Annotated in this window: 18 protein-coding genes; 11 read left to right on the plus strand and 7 right to left on the minus strand. The window is 72.0% G+C overall.

What is annotated here, in order from left to right; translation table 11 throughout:
- Positions 1-138: 138 nt before the first annotated feature.
- Positions 139-558, minus strand: coding sequence for a hypothetical protein (locus AB0D74_RS03600; protein ID WP_362580186.1), 420 nt, complete (start codon positions 556-558; stop codon positions 139-141).
- 475 nt (positions 559-1033) lie between these two features.
- Here AB0D74_RS03600 and AB0D74_RS03605 point away from each other — a divergent pair, with 475 nt between their 5' ends.
- Genes AB0D74_RS03605 through AB0D74_RS03615 form a run of 3 tightly spaced genes read left to right on the plus strand, consistent with a single transcriptional unit; the run spans position 1034 to position 6213 of the window.
- Positions 1034-1666 (plus strand): RNA polymerase sigma factor, encoded by a 633-nt coding sequence (locus tag AB0D74_RS03605; protein ID WP_362580188.1) that lies wholly within the window; start codon positions 1034-1036, stop codon positions 1664-1666.
- Complete coding sequence (locus AB0D74_RS03610; RefSeq protein ID WP_362580190.1) at positions 1663-2739, plus strand: CU044_5270 family protein; 1077 nt, start codon at positions 1663-1665, stop codon at positions 2737-2739. The genes AB0D74_RS03605 and AB0D74_RS03610 overlap by 4 nt, the downstream gene beginning before the upstream one ends.
- Entirely contained in the window at positions 2740-6213 is a 3474-nt protein-coding gene (locus tag AB0D74_RS03615; RefSeq protein WP_362580192.1) for a S8 family peptidase, read from the plus strand.
- Positions 6214-6296: 83 nt separating this feature from the next.
- Here AB0D74_RS03615 and AB0D74_RS03620 read toward each other — a convergent pair whose 3' ends face one another.
- Together AB0D74_RS03620 and AB0D74_RS03625 are read right to left on the minus strand one after the other, a co-directional pair.
- Entirely contained in the window at positions 6297-6512 is a 216-nt protein-coding gene (locus AB0D74_RS03620; RefSeq protein WP_362580194.1) for a hypothetical protein, read from the minus strand.
- A 198-nt stretch (positions 6513-6710) separates the two neighbouring features.
- On the minus strand, positions 6711-7436 hold the full coding sequence (locus AB0D74_RS03625; protein ID WP_362580196.1) for a transporter substrate-binding domain-containing protein: 726 nt from the start codon (positions 7434-7436) through the stop codon (positions 6711-6713).
- Positions 7437-7598: 162 nt separating this feature from the next.
- Here AB0D74_RS03625 and AB0D74_RS03630 point away from each other — a divergent pair, with 162 nt between their 5' ends.
- Entirely contained in the window at positions 7599-8234 is a 636-nt protein-coding gene (locus AB0D74_RS03630) for a hypothetical protein (RefSeq protein WP_362580198.1), read from the plus strand.
- Between the two features lie 205 nt (positions 8235-8439).
- Here the strand turns inward: AB0D74_RS03630 and AB0D74_RS03635 are convergent, their stop codons facing one another.
- Positions 8440-9222, minus strand: coding sequence for an IclR family transcriptional regulator (locus AB0D74_RS03635; protein ID WP_362580200.1), 783 nt, complete (start codon positions 9220-9222; stop codon positions 8440-8442).
- A gap of 205 nt (positions 9223-9427) precedes the next feature.
- Here AB0D74_RS03635 and AB0D74_RS03640 point away from each other — a divergent pair, with 205 nt between their 5' ends.
- The 5 genes from AB0D74_RS03640 (at position 9428) to AB0D74_RS03660 (ending at position 13517) form a co-directional block, all read left to right on the plus strand.
- The gene (locus tag AB0D74_RS03640; protein ID WP_362580202.1) at positions 9428-9889 is read left to right on the plus strand and encodes a hypothetical protein; all 462 of its coding nucleotides are present in this window, start codon (positions 9428-9430) and stop codon (positions 9887-9889) included.
- A 188-nt stretch (positions 9890-10077) separates the two neighbouring features.
- Positions 10078-11526 carry an amino acid permease gene (locus AB0D74_RS03645; RefSeq protein WP_362580204.1) on the plus strand — a complete coding sequence of 483 codons (1449 nt, stop codon included), beginning with the start codon at positions 10078-10080 and terminating at the stop codon, positions 11524-11526.
- Positions 11523-12209 (plus strand): HAD hydrolase-like protein, encoded by a 687-nt coding sequence (locus AB0D74_RS03650; RefSeq protein WP_362580206.1) that lies wholly within the window; start codon positions 11523-11525, stop codon positions 12207-12209. Before AB0D74_RS03645 ends, AB0D74_RS03650 begins: the two co-directional genes overlap by 4 nt.
- Positions 12206-12985 carry a cyclase family protein gene (locus tag AB0D74_RS03655; RefSeq protein ID WP_362580208.1) on the plus strand — a complete coding sequence of 260 codons (780 nt, stop codon included), beginning with the start codon at positions 12206-12208 and terminating at the stop codon, positions 12983-12985. The genes AB0D74_RS03650 and AB0D74_RS03655 overlap by 4 nt, the downstream gene beginning before the upstream one ends.
- A 94-nt stretch (positions 12986-13079) precedes the next feature.
- Entirely contained in the window at positions 13080-13517 is a 438-nt protein-coding gene (locus tag AB0D74_RS03660; protein ID WP_362337645.1) for an Lrp/AsnC family transcriptional regulator, read from the plus strand.
- Here the strand turns inward: AB0D74_RS03660 and AB0D74_RS03665 are convergent.
- The 3 genes from AB0D74_RS03665 to AB0D74_RS03675 are packed head-to-tail and all read right to left on the minus strand — an operon-like array spanning position 13501 to position 17409.
- Positions 13501-14913, minus strand: a complete 1413-nt coding sequence (locus AB0D74_RS03665) for an aspartate ammonia-lyase (RefSeq protein ID WP_362580210.1) — start codon at positions 14911-14913, stop codon at positions 13501-13503. The genes AB0D74_RS03660 and AB0D74_RS03665 overlap by 17 nt on opposite strands.
- The gene (locus AB0D74_RS03670; RefSeq protein ID WP_362580212.1) at positions 14910-16334 is read right to left on the minus strand and encodes an aldehyde dehydrogenase family protein; all 1425 of its coding nucleotides are present in this window, start codon (positions 16332-16334) and stop codon (positions 14910-14912) included. Before AB0D74_RS03670 ends, AB0D74_RS03665 begins: the two co-directional genes overlap by 4 nt.
- Positions 16327-17409: a homoserine dehydrogenase gene (locus tag AB0D74_RS03675; protein WP_362337639.1), complete on the minus strand. Its 1083-nt coding sequence runs from the start codon at positions 17407-17409 to the stop codon at positions 16327-16329. The genes AB0D74_RS03670 and AB0D74_RS03675 overlap by 8 nt, the downstream gene beginning before the upstream one ends.
- Before the next feature lie 108 nt (positions 17410-17517).
- Here AB0D74_RS03675 and AB0D74_RS03680 point away from each other — a divergent pair, with 108 nt between their 5' ends.
- Together AB0D74_RS03680 and AB0D74_RS03685 are read left to right on the plus strand one after the other, a co-directional pair.
- A complete protein-coding gene (locus AB0D74_RS03680; RefSeq protein WP_362580214.1) occupies positions 17518-17703 on the plus strand; it encodes a hypothetical protein in 186 nt (61 codons plus the stop codon).
- A 7-nt stretch (positions 17704-17710) separates the two neighbouring features.
- Complete coding sequence (locus AB0D74_RS03685; RefSeq protein ID WP_362580216.1) at positions 17711-18520, plus strand: IclR family transcriptional regulator C-terminal domain-containing protein; 810 nt, start codon at positions 17711-17713, stop codon at positions 18518-18520.
- Positions 18521-18581 lie beyond the last annotated feature (61 nt).

The following is an 18581-nucleotide window of genomic DNA, read 5'->3' on the forward strand; positions in this document are numbered from 1 at the left end:
GACGTCCTCGGCCTGTTCAAGACTGCCGGTGACCGAGAACAGCTGGCCGACCAGTCGCGGGTACGACGACTGGTAGAACTCCTCGAAGTCCATCGAGCCGGTCGACTCTCCTCGGTCACCATCTCTGTCCTGGTCCACTTACTTGGTGGGGGGCACCTGGACCATTTCGACGCGCTTCTGGGCAGGGGACAGCGCGAGCCAGGCAAGCTGGTCGGCGGTGGCCTCGCCCTTCGCCTTCAGCTGCTCGACCAGTTGGTTCTCCTTGGCGATCTGGGCGGCGGTCGGGCCGGCGGTCGTCGCCTTCACTGCGTACTGAAGCTGCAGGAGGAGCTTGTTCTCATCGGCGTCCTTGGCCTGGGCCTGGGCCTGGGAAGCCTGGCCGGCGGCCGTCTGCGTCTTCACGCCCTTCTGGGCGGTGGCCTGCTCCTGCTTGGCGGCCTGGGGCCTGGCCGGGGTGCCGGATGAGGCCAGCGCCGTCGAGGCGAACACGGCACACAGAGCTGTGGCGGCGACGCCGAGCGCGGCGAATCCGATCACGCGGTGCTTGCGGTGCTGCATAGTCAGTCGATCCTTCGTCGGTGGGATGGACACGGGGTAGGCACGATGGCGACGGCACGCAACACGGGCGACGAGCCCGTCGCCGTCCCACCACCCCCACGCCGCAGCCCCCGCCCAGCACACACCCCACAGGTCTTCGTTATCGATCCGAGACACCTCACGGGCAATTCACCTCCCCCGCCCCTGCGCCCCCGGTCGGCGAGTTGCGTACGCCGTGACGGCATGAGCGCCCCCCTTCGGCCTGCCGGCACGCCGCACTCGTGTCCGAGGAGAGAGCACGAGGTGATGGAACACTCAAGCGTCTGCCGTGCAATGCCCTTCTGGTCATCAGGTTTTCCCTGACACCGGCGCGCGACCACCGTGGACTTCGCCGACCTGCGCTTCGCCCGTCGCCGCAGTGGTCGGTGCGACCCGCGTGACATAGCTCACTGGAACTCGCATACGCCGAGCGGCAGTTCAAGAGGTGACCACAGACATGCGAACCCGGGTGCGCACTGGGGATCCGGACGCCTTCGCGGAACTCTTCGACGAGTGCGCCCGCGCGGTGTACAACCACGCCTTCCGGCTGACCGCCGACTGGTCCACGGCCGAGGACGTCATGTCGGCCACGTTCATGGAGGCGTGGCGGCGGCGTGCTTCCGTCGAGCCGGAGGGCGGCTCGCTGCGGCCGTGGCTGCTGGGCATCGCCACCAACGTCGCCCGTTCCCACCACCGTAGCGACCGCCGCTACCGCAACGCGGCGAGCGCCGCGGCAGCCGCGAACGCCGCCGGGGAACAGGTCGAGGACCACGCGGACGAAACCGCCGGACGCGTGGACGACCGCCGCCGGATCAACGCCACACTGGCCGCCCTCAGCCTCCTCAAGCGCTCCGAGCGCGAGGTCCTGACGCTGTGCCTGTACGAGGGGATGGAGTACGCCGAGGCGGCCCGCGCCCTCGGCATCCCGGTCGGCACCGTCCGCTCCCGCCTGTCCCGGGCCCGCGGCAAGCTGCGCAGACTCACCGACGCACAACTGCTCGAAGAAAAACGGGAACCCACCCGCACGAACCGGCAGATAACAGGTGATCGCGGATACGCGGTCCGGTCCGTACAGGAAGGAAACCGATGAACGCCAGCCCCACCCACCAGCCCCACCCGGCTGAGTGGACGGAGACGCAGGGTCTGCTGCCCTCCGCGGAGCGGGATCTGCCGGCGGGCCGTCACCAGGTGCACAAGGAGCAGATGATGGCCCAGATCCACGAGGACCTCCGTACGTCGTCCCCCACCTCCCCGGCCGTGCGGCCGAAGCGGACCAACCCGTTCCTGCGCCGTACGATCCTGCTGCCCGCCATGGCCTTCGCGCTGGCCGGCGCGGTCGTGGGCGGCGTCGCCCTCACCGGCGGCGGCGCGGACGGCGGCACGACCGCCCTGGCCACCGGCCCCGCCCTGACCACCCGGATCGGCACCGCCGACGCCGAGGGCGCCCCCCGGCTCCTCGACCGCATCTCCCTGGCCGCCGCCACCACCTCCGCGCCCACCCCGCACCAGGGCCAGTACGTCTACATCGCCTCGAAGGTGGCCAACACCTACTACCGGGAAGACGGCGACGACTCCGGGGTGGTCAGCGACAAGCTGCACTCCCGCCAGGTCTGGAGCTCCCTCGACGGCAAGGACGGCTGGCTGATCGAAGCCGGTCAGACCGGTGACCAGGGCATCACCCTGGCGAGCAAGGTCCCGTCGGCCGGTGCCTACGACACCCTGGCCGGGCTGCCCACCGACCCCGACGCGCTGCTGCAGCGGATCTACCGCCAGTCGGACGCCCACCGGGACGCCGACGTCCCGCGTGACCAGGCGGCCTTCGTCGCCATCGGCGACCTGCTGACCGAGAGCTACCCGCCCGCCAAGGTCGGCGCCGCCCTCTACAAGGCCGCGGCCAGGATCCCCGGGGTCGTCGCGGTGGACGACGCGGCCGACGCCACGGGCCGGCACGGGGTCGCGATCGCCCGCGAGAACCCGGCCGACGGCGAGCGCACCGAGTGGATCTTCGACAAGAAGACCCTGCGGTTCCTCGGCGAACGCACCGTGGTGGTCAAGAAGGTGACGGACAGCCCGCTCAAGGTCGGCACCGTCACCTTCACCAGCGCGATCACGGACCGCAGCATCGTCGACGCCAACAAGCAGATCCCCGGGCAGGCGAGCTGAATGCGCGGCAGAACACCGGCCGGCGCCTCGCTGGCCGCCCTGCTGCTGGCAGGGCTGACGACGGGCGTGTCGGTGGCGGCCCCGGGCTCGGCCCCCGGCGCGCGGACGACGGCCACGGACACGATCGGGGCCACGGTCACGGCGCCCGGCGGCTCCGCCCTCGGCGCGGGCTCCGCCTCCCCGGCCGCCCGGTACGTCACCCTCCTCACCGGCGACCGGGTCCAGCTGGACGCCCGGGGCCGGGTGACCGGCGTACGGCAGGCACCCGGCCGTGAGCACGTCCCGGTGTCGGTGCGCGGCGTCGGCGGCGACCAGTACGTCGTCCCCGCCGACGCCGCCGCCCTGATCGGCCGAGGCGTCCTGGACCAACGGCTGTTCGACGTCAGCGGCCTGATACGCGCCGGCTACGACGACACCCGGCGCGGCACGCTCCCGCTGATCGTGTCGTACGAGGGCAAGCCCGCCCAGCACAGGAGCACACAGAAGTCGCTGGTCACGGACGCGGACGCCACCGTACGCCGGGAGCTGCCCAGCGTGGCCGGCGCCGCGCTCACCGTGCCCAAGGCCGGTGCCGACGACGCCTGGCGGACCCTCACGAAGGAGCAGGGCGTCGCCCGGGTCTGGCTGGACGGCCGGTTCAAGGCGTCGGCGGACGAGGACGGCGGGACGGCCGACGGGACGGCTGGGGCGACGGCCGACGGGACGGCCGGGGAGGCGGGCAGCGGCGTCGCGCAGATCGGCGCCCCGGCCGCCTGGGCCGCCGGATACGACGGCAAGGGCGTCAAGGTCGCTCTCCTGGACACCGGTGTCGACACCACCCACCCGGACCTCGCCTCGGTGGTGACGGCGTCGAAGGACTTCAGCGGCACCGGCAGCACCGACGACAGGGCCGGCCACGGCACGCATGTCGCGGCGACGCTGGCCGGCTCGGGCGCACGGTCCGGCGGCCGGTACAAGGGCGTCGCGCCCGGTGCCGGGATCCTCAACGCCAAGGTGCTGGACGACAGCGGTGAGGGCAGCGAGTCCAACATCATCGCGGGCCTGGAGTGGGCCGCCGCGCAGGGCGCCAGGGTGGCCAACCTCAGCCTGGGCCAGGCCGACACCCCGGGGCAGGACCCGGTCGAGGCGGCGGTGAACGCCCTCTCCGAGCGCACCGGCATGCTCACCGTCGCCGCGGCGGGCAACGAAGGCCCCGACGCGGGAACCGTCGGCTCGCCGGGGTCCGCGGAGTCGGCGCTCACCGTGGGCGCCGTCGACGGCGAGGACCGGATCGCCGACTTCTCCAGCACCGGTCCGACCGCCGACAGCGCGCTGAAACCGGACCTCACGGCGCCGGGCGTGGACATCGTCTCGGCCAAGGCGGCGCACGGCTGGATGGGCGACCCGGCCGCCGACGGCTATGTCTCCATGTCCGGTACGTCGATGGCGACGCCGCATGTGGCAGGGGCGGCGGCGATCCTGGCCCAGCGGCACCCCGACTGGACCGGCGCACAGCTCAAGCAGGCGCTCACCGCGTCCACCACCCCGACCGCCGGCACGAGCGGCTACCAGCAGGGGACGGGCCGGGTCGACGTGTCCCGGGCGCTGGGCCAGACCGTGGTGAGCGAACAGACCTCCGTGTCCTTCGGCAAGCAGCTGTGGCCCCACACCGACGACCGGCCGGTCACCAGGCACCTCACGTACCGCAACGACGGCGACCGCCCGGTCACCCTGGACCTGACGGCCACCGCGACCGGCCCCGGAGGCAGCACGGCCCCCTCGGGCATGTTCACCCTGAGCTCCGCACGGCTCACCGTCCCGGCGGGCGGCACCGCCGACGTCGACCTCACCGCGGACACCCGCGTGGAGGCGGCGGACGGTGCCTACGCGGGCACGGTGGTCGCCACCGCACAGAACGGCCCCGACCCCGTGGCCGTCCGGACCGCCTTCGGCGTCGTACGCGAGATCGAGGCACACGACCTCACCCTGAAGTTCCTGGACCGGGACGGCAAGCCGGTACGGGCGCCGCTGACCGAGATCCTCGGGTACTCGGGCGCGTACTGGACCACGAACCTGGAGGACTCCGAGCAGATCTCCACGGGCGTCTACCGGGTACGGGTCCCACGCGGCGACTACGTCGTGGACACGGTGCTGGAGGCGGCCGAGGACGCGGGCACCTCCGTACTGGTCCGGCCGAGGCTCTCGCTGACCAAGGACACCACGGTCGTCTTCGACGCGCGCAAGGCGAAGCCGGTCGGGATCACCGCGCCGCAGGGCGCGAGGATGTCCGACGGCCAGCTCAACCTCGCGGTGGGCACCGGAGCCGACGGCGGCGAGGCGCACAACAGCACCCTCTTCCTGGGGGCGTTCAAGAACCTGCGCACCGCGACCCTGGGCCCGCCCGCCCCGGCCGGGCGGCTCAGCACCCAGCTCGGCGGCCTGTGGCAGCAGGGCAGCACCACCTACCACCTGCTCCACAACCTGCCCGACCGCTTCCCCACCGGCTACCGGCACACCACGCGCAGGAACGAACTGGCCCTGCTGAAGCGGAACTTCGGCTCATCCGTCGCCCACCGCAAGGGCACCGTCAACGTCCTGTGGAACGGCCCCACCCTCTCGCTGGGCACGGTGAGCGCCCCCTTCCCGCTGCCGGCGACCGCGAAGATCTACGTCACCACGCCCAAGGGCTTCACGTGGACGGCCGACCTGGGCCAGCAGAACGCCTCCGGGGACGACCTGGACGTCTTCTACGGCGCGGAGGGCGCGAAGTCGTACCGGGCGGGCCGGACCTACGCGGCCACGTACAACGTCGGCGTCTTCAGCCCGACGACCGGCGGTGGGTACGGCGCGCGACGCGACGGCGACACCCTCGACCTGTGCGTCCCCGACCTCGCGGACGGTTCCGGGCACCCCGCCTCCTCCACCGCGCGACGCCACACGACCGTCACCGCGGACGGCCGCACCCTCCTCGACAACGACGGCGACCTCTGCCAGACCGTGGAGAAGCTCCCCTCCGCCCCGGCCCGCTACACGATCCGAACGAACCTGACCCGCCCGACGAGCGTGGCCACGACCACGACCCGCCTGACCGCAACCTGGACCTTCACGTCCCGTACGGCACCGTCCGCCTCCGTCCCCCTCCCCCTCTCCACGGTCCGCTTCCACCCGAAGCTGACCCCGGCCGGCACGGCCCCCGCGGGCCGCCGCACCACCATCCCGCTCTCCCTCCAGGGCCCGGCGGCCACCCACCTGAAGTCCCTGACGGTGAAGGTCTCCTACGACGCCGGCAAGACCTGGTCCCCCACCCCGGTGACCACCACCCACGGCACAAGAACCCTCACCCTCAGCCACCCGGCCAACGCCCGCTCGGTCTCCTTCACATCCACCCTCACCGACACCACCGGCAACACCTACACGGTGACAATCCTGAAGGCCTACCTCCTGACCTGGGGCTTCGACATGCAGACTCCCCGCACCCCGGCGAAGAACCCTTAGCGGCGTACGCATCTCGGTGCAAACGTGATGGTGCTCGCGCGGGAGCGCCCCGCGGCGCGTGGCTGCGGGGCGCCCGGTGGGCGTTAGTCGACCATCTGCCCGTCGCCCGTACCGCCGACGCACTTCATCCCGACCACCTTTCCGCCGCCGTCCACGCACTCACCCGGGGTGAGGCTTTCGGTGTGGGCGGTGGCGGGGGCGTTGTGGGGAGCGGCCGTGGCGGTGGCGGCACCTGTGAGGCCGAGCCCGGCGAGGGCTGCCGTGGCGATGACGGCGGCGAGAGTTCGTCGAATGCGCATGCGGTTTCCCTTTCACGGATTGCCTCGGTTGGGGCACTACTCAGCTTGATCTTCACCCATGTGGGTGGCGCGTTTGGTTACTCCATTCGAGTGACACCCGCCGGAGTGGTCCACCGGCGACGGGCCGTCGCCTGCGAGAAGAACACGCCGGCGGGCGTTGAATTCATGCCCCCCTGCCAGTGCCTGCCGAGCCCACGATCAGGTTGCGGCAGGGGCGGCCAGGGTTGGTTCCTGACCGGAGCGGCAGAGCGCCTGGGCGACGAATCCGGACGCCAGCAGCTCGGCCACCGTCTCGCTGAGGAACCGTGTGGTCTCCGTACCTCTCGTCTTCGTCGTGCCGATGGCCTGCCGGATCGTCATGAAGGCAGGCTCCAAAAGGCGCAGGTCGGGGCGTTGCGCGACGTGCGAGCTCAACGGTTGACGGATACCGGCCGCCACGTCCAGGCCCTCGGCATGGAAAACGTCGACGCCCTCGTCGCCGCGCACGACAGTGGCATGGCGCAGGGTGCGGGCCAGGTACAGGTCGTACGCCGACCCCTTCTTGACACCGATGCGGATCCCCTCCCGATCAACCTCGTCGGCGGAGGCGAATGCCGAGTTCACGGGTACCGCGTACACCCCCTCAATGTGCACATACGGCGTACTGAACGTGACCTCCGCTTCACGAGCCGGATCCACAGCGAGGAAACAAAGGTCAGCCTGGCCCTCGACCATCGCGGCGTATGACTTTCGGGCCGCATCAAAGCAAACGAACTCCACTGGCAGGTTCAAGCGTGCGGCTATCTCGTGAGCCAACTCGACGGTGATCCCGGACGGCAATTCAGGGGTGCCCTGAGCGAGGACCGGATTACCGAGGTTGATCGAGGCGCGCAGCACTCCTGTGGGGGCGAGGTCGCGGGCAAGATCTGCGTTTGTGCATGCCATGCCGTGAGCTTAGGAGTCCGTTGTCCGATCGGCCTCAGGTTTCGATTGGGCACAGGGCCCGCTGTCGGCGTCCTACCACCGTCCGTGCCCCACCACCCACCCCTGCTCGTATCCCGAGTGCGGGCAGTTACGGTGAGGGCCCGCGCCGAGGAAAGGAGCGTCGTGTCCGCCGAGAGCTCTCTGGAGCCGCTGCTCGGTCTCGTGTCCCCTGAGCACGGGGCGGATGAGCAGGTGGCCTGGGCTGACGTCGAAGCGGCTCTCGGAGTCGGTCTGCCGAGCGACTACAAGGCATTCATGTCGGTCTACGGCGCGGGGGACATCGGAGATCTCGGCATCCTGGGGCCACTGCCCGTCGCCTCCTTGCAGTGGGACCCCGGCAGCATCGTGGACAGCGTGCCACCGTTTCGGGAACTCTGGGACGGCGAAGGTGGTGTCCCCGGTATCGAAGCCGACGGCGGCTCGGTCCTGCCTTGGGGCTCCGGCTGCCATGCCAACGAGCTGGGCTGGCTGACGCTCGACCCGAACCCCGACAGGTGGCCCGTCGTGGCCTGGCGGCGGCAGATCGGCTACGGCGACTCACGATGGAAGCTCTTCGACTGCGGCATGGTCGACTTCCTGGTCAGGATGATGCGCGCCGAGTTCGACGAGTGTCCTCTCGGGGATGCATCCCTCTGGGGCAAGACCGCCCCGTTCGTGCACTGGCGCGTAGCGCAACGCCGGTGGCTCGCAGGGCTCGACCCTGAAACGGGCGAGCCGGACCCCCACGTGCAGGACTTCCTCCAGTGGCCGGCACCGTGACTCACGGAGCGGTGCCGGCCCGGCGACAGTTCCAGGCCGGCACCGCCTCAGTCCATGACGTGCTGCTTGAAGTGCTGTGTGCAGGGCGGAAGTTCGACGCCTTGGCGGTGTGCCCGTGGCAGGAAGGCGACCGGCCGCAGGGGCTGTCCGGTCTCCGACCCGCACGCCGTCACGTAGCAGGGCGATCCGGGCGCACGCGCCGTCCTCAGCCAGTACCACCAGGAGTTGCCGGACGCAGGGCCGTCTCCAGGCGGCGGCCCCAGCGCAGGGCGGCATCCACGCACGCCTGTGTCCGGGGTTCCAGACGCCGTCGCGGTCCGACGACCTGCACGGCGGCGACGACCTCGCCGGTGAAGTCGCGGACCGGCACGGCGACCGAGTACAGGCCGGGTTCGGCCTCCTCGTCGACGACGGAGTAGCCGCGCCGCCGGGTCAGCTCCAGCCGGCGCAGGAAGTCGGCCAGGCCGGTAGGGGTGTTGGGGCCGTGGCGCACGAACTCGGTGCGGGCGAAGACCGCGGCCACCTCGTCGTCGTCGGCATCGCTCAGCAGCGCCTGACCGCAGTCGCTGCAGTAGGCCGGGTAGGGGCGGCCGATCCAGGAGCCGAGCTGGCGGCTTCCCTGCGGTACCCGTTCGGCGATGGTCACGGTGCTGTCGCCGACCAGGACGCCCAGGTAACAGCTCTCGCCGGTCTCGGCGGCCATGCCCTCCAGGGCGGTGAGTCCGTCGGTGCGGAGCCGGTGTCCGGTGAGGTCGCGCGCCGCGGAGTAGAGCCGCCAGTGCGGGGTGACGCCGCCCGAGGCGTCGTCCCGGACGACGAACTCCTCCGCGGCCATGGCGGTGATCATGCGGGACACCTGGCTGCGGTCGCGGCCCATCTGCCGGGCCAGCTCCGAGACCGACAGGCCGGAGCCATGCCCCCGGCCGTCGGCCGTGCCGCGGGCGAGCGCCGACAGCGCGTCCAGGCCCTTCGTCACGCTCGAGTCCACGCGCTCCTCCTCCGTGCCGACACCCGCGTCCGCCCCTGCGTCCGCCGGGTCGCCATGGGTCGCCGTCCCCGTGACCTGCCGGTGCGGACTCTAACGTCACTCCGGAACGATCAGAAAATGTGCAGCATCTGCATCTTGCCGTGCATTTAATGCACGCCTAACATCCTCGTACCAGCCGCCGCCGAACGCCGAGGGATGAGGACGCATGGCCACGACGACGATCACGCCGGGGACCGCCGCACAGGACCGGAAGCCCGTACGGCGCCGCACGGTCCGCGCGATCAAGGTGCACTGGCCGGTCCCGGCGGCGACCCTGGCCGCGTGCGCGGCGGGCGACCTGGACGTGCTGCGCTCCGACGAGTCCTTCGCCCCGCTGCTGCGGGTCCTGGAGACCTCGCCCGAACTCGGGGACTTCGGCGTCTACGGCGATGTCTTCGAGGTGGCCCTCGGCGTGGAGAGCTTCACCGTACGGACCGGCGCCCGGCCCACCCTCGGCTCGGTCGGCGGACGCTTCCTCTCCTCGACGCTCACGGTGACCACGTACGTCGACGCCACGGCCGGCGACGACGAACTCGCCCTGCTCCTCGCCCGCCTCACCGACGTCCACCCCTGGGAGGTCCCGGTGATCGAACTCTCCGCCCCCATGGACCTCGTCACCCGGGCCTGAGCCCCCTCCAGCTACTCCCCCGAGCCCGTCGCCGTACCGGACGACCGCTCCTGCCCGTGCGCGGCCACCCCTCGCGCACCCCGCACCCCTCACCCCCGAAAGTGGCCCGACCCCACCGCCATGCCCTGCCGATCACCCCCCACGCCCCGTCCTCCCCGCCCCGCCCCGCTCCCGCAGAGGAGACCGCCGTGTCCGTCTCAGCCGTACCGGAGAACCCGCCGACCGCCACCGGCCCCGCTCCGCAGCCGCCCTCCGAAGGCCTGCGCCGCACCATGCGCTCCCGCCATCTCGTCATGATCGCGATGGGCGGTGTCATCGGCTCCGGGCTCTTCCTCAGCACCGGATACACCGTCTCCCAGGCCGGTCCCCTCGGTGCCGTCCTCGCCTACCTGGTCGGCGCGTTCGTCGTCTGGCTGGTGATGGCCTGCCTCGGCGAACTCGCCGTCACCTACCCCGTCTCGGGCGCCTTCCACGTCTACGCCTCCCGCTCGATGGGCCCCGCCACCGGCTTCGCCACCGCCTGGCTGTACTGGCTGACCTGGGCCGTCGCCCTCGGCTCCGAGTTCACCGCGTGCGGGCTGCTGATGCAGCGCTGGTTCCCCGGGGTGAGCGTCTGGGTCTGGTGCGTGGTCTTCGCGGCCGTCGTCTTCGGCGTGAACGCCTTCTCGGCCCGCGTCTTCGGCGAGACCGAGTACTGGTTCTCGCTGGTCAAGGTGATCGCCGTGGTCACCCTCATCGTCCTCGGCGGCGCCGCCCTGTTCGGCTTCCACCCGCTGGCCTCCGGCGGCTCGCACCCGTTCCTCCTCCAGAACTTCGAAACCTCCCACGGCCTCTTCCCGAACGGCTTCTCCGGCGTCCTGGTCACCGTGCTCGCCGCGTTCTACGCCTTCTCCGGCTCCGAGCTGATCGGCGTCGCCGCCGGCGAGACCGAGAACCCGGCCGAAGCCGTGCCCAAGGCGCTGCGCGTCACCGTCGTACGCCTGCTGGTCTTCTTCGTCGGCGCGATCACGGTGATCGCCGCGACCATCCCGTACGACAAGGTCGGCCTGGACGAGAGCCCGTTCGTCACCGTCTTCTCGTCCCTCGGCATCCCCTACGCCGCCGACGCCATGAACTTCGTGATCATCACCGCGCTGCTGTCGGCCGGCAACAGCGGCCTGTACTCCTGCGCCCGCATGCTGTTCTCCCTCGCGGAGGAGAAGCAGGCCCCGCAGGCGCTGCGCCGGCTCAGCCGCCGCGGCATCCCGCTGACCGCGCTGGCGCTCAGCATGCTCGGCGGCCTCGCCTCCCTGGTGAGCAGCGTCGCGGCACCCGAGACCGTCTACCTGGTGCTGGTGTCGATCGCCGGGTTCGCCGCCGTCGGCGTCTGGATGTCCATCGTCGCGGCCCAGTTCTTCCACCGCCGGGCCTTCGTCCGCGGCGGCGGCGACCCGCGCACCCTGCCCTACCGCACGCCCTTCTACCCGGTCGTCCCCGTCCTCGCCTTCGTCCTGTGCCTCGCCTCGCTCATCGGCATCGCCCTGGACCCGGCGCAGGCGACGGCCCTGTACTTCGGCGTCCCGTTCGTGGCGGGCTGCTACCTCTACCACTGGCTGCGCCACGGCCGCCGCCGCACCGCCGCCGGGGCGACCGCGTGAAGCCGCCCACCTGCGTCCTGCTCGACCTCGACGGCACCCTGGTGGACTCGGCCCCCGGCGTGACCGCCAGCGCCGCCGAGGCCCTGCGGGCGGTCGGCGCCCCGGTCCCCGACGCGCCCACCCTGCGCACCTTCGTCGGCCCGCCGATGTACGACACCTTCCGCGACGTCGTCGGCCTCCCCGAGCCCGCCGCGCGCGCCGCCCTCGCCGCCTACCGCGCGTCCTACGCCCGCACCGGCGCGTCCGCCGCCACCGTCTACGACGGGATACCCGAACTCCTCGACACCCTGGCCGCACGCGGGCTCCCGCTGGGCATCGCCACCTCCAAGGTGCAGGACCAGGCCGAGCTGATGGCCCGCCGCTTCGGCCTCGACTCCCGGCTGAGCACCGTCTGCGGGGTGTCCGACGAAGCGGGCCGTACGACGAAACGGCTGGTGATCCGGGAGTGCGTCGCCCGGCTGCGGGCGGCCGGCGCGGACGTCAGCCGCCCGCTGATGGTCGGCGACCGCGCCTACGACATCGAGAGCGCCGCCGCCGAAGGCATCCCCGCCGTCCATGTGCGGTGGGGGTACGGCGGCCCCGAGGAGTCGGCGGGCGCCCTCGCGTCCGTCACCGAACCGGCCCAACTCGCCGCGCTGTTGAACACCGCTGAGAAAGCAGAGAAAGAGGACGAGCACGCATGACACCGGAACCGGCCACCGCCACCACCCCCGAGCCGCCCCTCTGGGCCCTGCACCGGGAACTGATCGGCAAGACGGTCCGCACCGACCTCACGCACGCCTTCCACCCCGGCCAGCCGCACTTCCCGGCCTTCCCGGACGAGAAGCGCGAGATGCCCTTCGACATGTCCCGCGGCGACGGCTTCAACGTGCACCTGTACACGATCGTCGGACAGTGGGGCACCCACGTCGACCCGCCCGTGCACTTCGTCGACGGCGCCCGGACCCTGGACGAGATACCCGTCGACGAGATGATCCTGCCGCTCGTCGTCCTCGACATCACCGAGCGCGTCGACGCCGACCCGGACGCCGTACCGACGACGGCCGACGTGGCGGCCTGGGAGGCGCGCAACGGCCGTGTCCCGGAAGGGGCGTTCGTCGCGCTGCGCACCGGCTGGGGCCGCCGCTGGCCCGACCCGGCCGCCATGGCCAACAAGGACGCGGCAGGGGTGAGCCACTACCCGGGCTGGTCCGCCGAGGTGCTGACCTACCTCTTCGAGGAGGCCGGCGTCACCGCGATCGGGCACGAGCAGACCGACACCGACCCCGGACTGGCCACGTCCGCAGGGGACTTCAGCCTGGAGAGCTACGTCCTGGAACGGGACCGCTGGCAGATCGAGCTGATGGCCAACCTCGACCGGGTACCGGAGGCGGGCGCCCTGATCGTCGCCACCTGGCCCAAGCCGCAGGGCGGTTCGGGCTTCCCGGCCCGCGTCTTCGCCCTGCACCAGGCGGACTGAACCTCCGCCGCACCGCCGGCTCCGGCGGCCGTCCTGACCCGGCCGCCGGAGCTTTCGCCCGTCCGGAGACCCGTGAGGAGAAAGGCACCGCGCCATGGACGCCATCGACGAGCAGATCATCACCGAACTCACCCGCAACGCCCGGATCTCCCACGCCGAACTGGGCCAGCGGGTACGGCTGTCCCGCAACGCCGTGCGCCAGCGCGTCGAACGCCTGGAGCGGCAGGGGCACATCGGCGGCTACACGATCGTCCGCCCGTCCCACGGGCCGGACAGCACGGTGGTCGCCGCGCACGTCCTGGTCTACCGCGAGGACCGGATGCGCGGCGGAGACGTCCTCGCCGCGCTCAAACGCATCCCCGAGGTGGTCTCCTGCGATGTCCTCAGCGGCCAGTTCGACCTGCTGGTCAGCGTGGAGGCGGCCTCCCTGGAACGCGTACAGGGCATCTGGGAGCAGATGGCCCAGATGCCCGGTGTACGGGACACGGTGACGGCGCTGGCGCTGTCCCGGGTGGTCAGCCGGCCGCGGTGACGTCCGCGGCCATGAGGCGCAGCGCGGTCGTACGGTCCAGCAGCCCGCGTCGTACGACGACGTCCACCACGTCCGCGCCGGTCCGCACCGCCTCCCGGGAGACGTCGGCGGCGGTCTCGTGGCCGATGCGCGGGGCGAGCGCCGTCACCGCGCCGACCGTTCGGGCCGTTCCGGCGCCGGTGCGGGCGAGGTGCTCGCGGTTGGCGGTGATGCCCGCGACGCAGCGGGTGCGCAGCGCCGCGCAGCCGTGCGTCAGCCAGCCGATGTGCTGCAACAGCAGGTGCCCGATGAGCGGTTCGAAGGCGTTGAGCTGCAACTGCCCGTTGTCGGCGGCCATGGTGATCGCGACGTCCGCGCCCGCGGTCGCGAAGGCGATCTGGTTGACCATCTCGGGGATCACCGGGTTCACCTTGCCCGGCATCACCGACGAACCGGCTTGCAGCGCGGGCAGGTTGATCTCGGCGAGGCCCGCGTGCGGTCCGCTGGCGAGCAGCCGCAGATCGCTGCACACCTTCGACAGCTTCACCGCCGTACGCTTCAGGACCCCCGACACCAGCAGGAACACGCCGGTGTCGGAGGTCGCCTCGACCAGGTCGGCGGCGGGCGTGAGGGCGAGTCCGGTCAGCGCCCGCAGGTGCCGTACGGCGGCTGCCGCGTAGCCCGGTTCGGCGGCGATGCCGGTGCCGATCGCGGTGGCGCCGAGGCTGGTCTCGGCCAGCAGCGGCAGGGTCTCGCCGATCCGCTGGACGTCCTCGGCGAGCGTGACGCCGAAGGCCGCGAACTCCCGGCCCAGCGTCATCGGCACGGCGTCCTGCAACTGGGTGCGTCCCACCTTCACGACATCCGCGAACTCCTCGCCCTTTGCTCTGAACTCGGCCGAGAGAAGCGTGAGTTCGGCGGCGAGCTCGGTCAGGGCGGCGCTGACGGCGATGCGCAGGGCGGTGGGGTAGGTGTCGTTCGTGGACTGGCAGCGGTTGACGTCATCCAGCGGGTCGAGGTGCTCGTAGCGACCGCGCTCGTGGCCCAGGTGCTCCAGCGCGAGGTTGGCGATCACCTCGTTGGCGTTCATGTTGGTGCTGGTGCCCGCACCGCCCTGGATGACGTCCACCCGGAACTGGTCGTGGTGCCGGCCCTCCGCGACGGCCCGGCAGGCCTCCGTGATCGCCTCCACCTTGTGCGGTTCCAGGACCCCGATCTCGCCGTTGGCGAGCGCCGCCGCGTGCTTGACCTGCGCCAGCGCCCGCACGAGAGGGGGGTGGGCGCCGACGGGAACCCCGCTGACCCGGAAGTTCTCCAGCGCCCGGGCCGTGTGCACACCCCAGTACGCGTCGGCGGGTACCGCCAATTCCCCGAGCGCGTCGGACTCGATCCGGAACCCGGTGCCCAACTCGCTCACGCCGGCTCCCTGTTGAGGCAGACCACCTTCGGCTGGGTCATCTCCTCGTAGGCGAAGCGCACGCCCTCGCGCCCCATGCTGCCGTACTTGAAGCCGCCGAACGGCATCGCGTCGAAGCGGTAGTCGGAGGAGTCGTTGACCATCACGCCACCGGCCTCCAGCAGCTCCGCCGCGGCCATCGCCCGGTCCAGCGAGCCCGTGAAGACGCCCGCGTGCAGGCTGAAGTCGATCTCGTTGGCCCGCTCGACGGCCTCCTCGAAGGAGTCCACGGGCTGGAGCACGACGACCGGCGCGAACGCCTCCTCGCGCCAGATCGCCGAGGTGCCCGGCACGTCCTCCAGCACGGTCGGCGCGTACAGCGAGCCGTCCCGCTCGTGCCCGCACAGCAGCCGCGCGCCCTCGGCGAGCGCGGCCGTGACCGTGGCCTCGGCGGTGGCCGCCGCCTGCTCGCTGATCATCGGCCCGACGTCGGTGCCCACGTCCGCCGGGTCCCCGGCCCGCAGCCGCCGGGTCCGCTCGACGAAGGCGTCCCGGAACTCCGCGTACACCTCGCGCTCGACGAGGATCCGCTGGGTGCCGATGCAATTCTGCCCGGCCGCCCAGAACGCCCCGGAGACACACGCCGCCACGGCCGCGTCGAGGTCGGCGTCCGCGAGCACCAGGACGGGGGCGTTGCCGCCCAGGTCCATCGCGAGTTTCTTCAGGCCCGCCGTACGGGCGATGGCCTCGCCGGTGCGGAACCCGCCGGTGAAGGACACCATCCGCACGTCCGGCGCCGCCACCACGGCCGCGCCCAGCTCGGCGCCGCCGTTGACGACGGTCACCACCTCCTCCGGCAGCCCGGCCTCGACCAGCGTGTCGACCAGCCGCAGCGCGGACAGCGGGGTGAGCAGGGACGGTTTGAGGACGACCGCGTTGCCGCCCGCGACCGCCGGGCCGAGCTTGTGCGCGACCAGGTTGAGCGGGTCGTTGTACGGGGTGACGGCCGCGATGACGCCCAGCGGCTCACGGGTGAACCAGCCCAGCCGGCCCTCCGATCCCGCGTACGCGTCGAAGGGCACCACCTCGCCCGCGTTGCGGCGGGCCTCGGCGGCGGACAGCCGCAGGGTGTTGACCGCGCGGCCGGTCTCCTTGCGGGCCTGGACCAGGGTCTTGCCCGCCTCGGCGACGATCAGCCGGGCGAACGACTCGGCCCGCTCCTCGATCAGCCGGGCCGCGCCGTCCAGCACGGCCGCACGGGCGGCGCGGGAGAGCCGACGGGCCGTCTCCCTCCCGGTACGGGCCCGCCGCAGCACGTCGTCCACGGCGGTGGCCGGGGTGAGGCAGACGGAGCCGATGGTCTCGCCGGTGTAGGGGTTGCGCACGGCAGCCATGCCGATACTGCCGATGCTGAGGGAGGCACTCAGAGCGGTGTCAGCCACGACGGACCTCCTGAAGGGTCTTGTTGTCGGCGACTGTGCTCTGCTCATGGATGCCGATGACGTCCGACAGCAGGGCGTACGCCGTCTCCATGCGTCCGGCGCCGGGTCCGCCCACCGTCACGGTGCCCAGCAGGTCGGTGTGGAAGGCGACGGTGTTGACGGGGCCGGTGACCCCGGCGAGGGGGTGCCCGTCGGGCAGCGCGACCGGGGCGACCCGGGCCTCGACGGTGCCGTCCGGGCGGCGGGCGGCGGAGCCGACCAGCTTCCAGCGCAGCCCCTCGGCCGCGGCCCGGCGGACGTCCTCGGCGGCGAGGGCGGAGATCCCGGTGCAGGGCACGTCCGCGCGGGTCAGGTCTGCGCCCAGCACCTCGTTCGCGAGGATCATGACCTTCAGCTGGACGTCGTACCCCTCGACGTCGGCGGTCGGGTCGGCCTCCGCGTACCCCAGGGCCTGGGCCTCGGCGACCGCGTCCGCGAAGGACAGGCCCGACTCCAGGCGGCCGAGTACGTAGTTGGAGGTGCCGTTCAGAACGCCCTCGAAGCCGGTCACGGCGAGGCCGCCGAACATCCGGCGGGCGGTGCGCAGCACGGGGGTGCCGGACATCACCGTGCCCTCGAACTCGAAGCACACGCCGTGCCGCCGGGCCAGTTCTCGCAGGGCCTGGCAGTGCAGGGCGACCGGCCCCTTGTTGGTGGTGCACACGTGCTTGCCGGCCTCGATCGCCCACCGCACGTGCGACAGCGCGGGCTCGCCGTCCGTGGGGTTGGTGAAGGTCGCCTCGGCCACGATGTCGGCGGGCACCTCGCGGATCACCCACTCGTTGCGGGGGTCCGCGCTGCCGCCGTCCATCGGGGAGAAGTCCAGTTCGCCGGGGGCGACGGCGAGCAGCGGAGCCAGGTCGATCCCCTCCCCGTCCGTGCGGACCAGCGAGCCGGCCCGCAGGTCGGTGATGGCCACCACCCGCAGCGCGAAGCCGAGTTCGGCCTCCAGCGCGTCTCCGCGGCCGGCGATCAGCTCGGCGAGCGCACGGTTCACGCCGCCGAATCCGATGAGCGCGAGGTCGTATCGGGTCATCCGGTCCTCCTTCTCCAGCGGCACCGCCCACCTGGCGGCCCGACCACGGACAGCCTCGTGCGCGGGCCGGTCAGCGGAGCCATGCCGAAACGGCCGGAAGGACTGCCGATGTGCACCGGGCACAGACCGCTCGTCCTGCGTCCGGCGTCGACGGCGCCGTACCGGACCGGACCGCACGGGACCGGCAGGCAGGCCGACCGACCGACCGCGATCCGCCGCCCCGGCCCACTGACCACCGGCTCGCTGACCACCGGCCCGCTGACCACCGGCTCGCTGACCACCGGCTCGCTATAGTGCGGAGGTGACGACGAACGGCCCCGCACCCCGCCCACCTGGCATGGGAACGGCCTCCTCGCTGCGCATGGCCCTCCGGATGGTCAACACGGTCCTGGACCGGGAAACCTCCGGCCGGAACGGCTTCAACGTCAGCCGGCTCGCCGACGAGGTGGACGTCGAGCGCAGCAAGGCGTCACGCACCACCCAGGATCTGTGCGACAAGGGCTTCCTGGAGCGCCTCGACGACTCGACGCTCCGCGCCGGCAGCGCCTTCTTCACTACGGCGGCGTCCCTGCACCCCGGCCTGCTGGGCCGCAGCCGCCCGCTCCTGCGCCGCCTGGCCGTCCAGCACAGTGCGGGCGCACGGCTCTCCGTCCGCGACGGCGTCCAGGTCCGACTGCTGCGCGCCGAGTCCGCCGCGGGTTTCGCCCAGGAGTGGCAGGGCGGGACGAGTCTCGTCACCCCGTGCTGGTGCACGGGCGCCGGCCGGGCACTGCTCCTCGACCACACCGCCGAGGAGATCACCACCCTGCTTGAGGACTACGAGCTGATCGGTGTCGGCGGCCCCGACGCGGCCCACTCGGCGAGGGAGGTCGCCGCGGCCAACGACCGTGACCGCCTGCGCGGTGTCATCGCGGCGCACGGTGAGTTCGAACACGGCGTCACCGAGTACGCCATACCCGTGCGCGACACCGCCGGACGCATCAGAGCCGCGGTGTCGGTCGTCGGCAGGCAACAGGACCTGACGGTCCACGAGCGGATGATCCACACCGACCTCACGGCCGCCGCGACAACACTGGCGAAGTACATCGACGGCGCCGACACACCGCCCTGACCCCGCCAACCCGCGTTCCGAGGACCACAGCCCGTACGAGTTCTTCCCCCGCGACGACCTG

It is taken from the genome of Streptomyces sp. NPDC048278 (assembly GCF_040652195.1).
Classification (GTDB): Bacteria; Actinomycetota; Actinomycetes; order Streptomycetales; family Streptomycetaceae; genus Streptomyces.

Coding starts and splice junctions, on each gene's coding strand:
- AB0D74_RS03600 (WP_362580186.1), bottom strand. CDS start 558: ATGCAGCACCGCAAGCACCGCGTGATCGGATTCGCCGCGCTCGGCGTC.
- AB0D74_RS03605 (WP_362580188.1), top strand. CDS start 1,034: ATGCGAACCCGGGTGCGCACTGGGGATCCGGACGCCTTCGCGGAACTC.
- AB0D74_RS03655 (WP_362580208.1), top strand. CDS start 12,206: ATGACACCGGAACCGGCCACCGCCACCACCCCCGAGCCGCCCCTCTGG.
- AB0D74_RS03660 (WP_362337645.1), top strand. CDS start 13,080: ATGGACGCCATCGACGAGCAGATCATCACCGAACTCACCCGCAACGCC.
- AB0D74_RS03680 (WP_362580214.1), top strand. CDS start 17,518: ATGTGCACCGGGCACAGACCGCTCGTCCTGCGTCCGGCGTCGACGGCG.
- AB0D74_RS03640 (WP_362580202.1), top strand. CDS start 9,428: ATGGCCACGACGACGATCACGCCGGGGACCGCCGCACAGGACCGGAAG.
- AB0D74_RS03675 (WP_362337639.1), bottom strand. CDS start 17,409: ATGACCCGATACGACCTCGCGCTCATCGGATTCGGCGGCGTGAACCGT.
- AB0D74_RS03620 (WP_362580194.1), bottom strand. CDS start 6,512: ATGCGCATTCGACGAACTCTCGCCGCCGTCATCGCCACGGCAGCCCTC.
- AB0D74_RS03610 (WP_362580190.1), top strand. CDS start 1,663: ATGAACGCCAGCCCCACCCACCAGCCCCACCCGGCTGAGTGGACGGAG.
- AB0D74_RS03625 (WP_362580196.1), bottom strand. CDS start 7,436: ATGGCATGCACAAACGCAGATCTTGCCCGCGACCTCGCCCCCACAGGA.
- AB0D74_RS03615 (WP_362580192.1), top strand. CDS start 2,740: ATGCGCGGCAGAACACCGGCCGGCGCCTCGCTGGCCGCCCTGCTGCTG.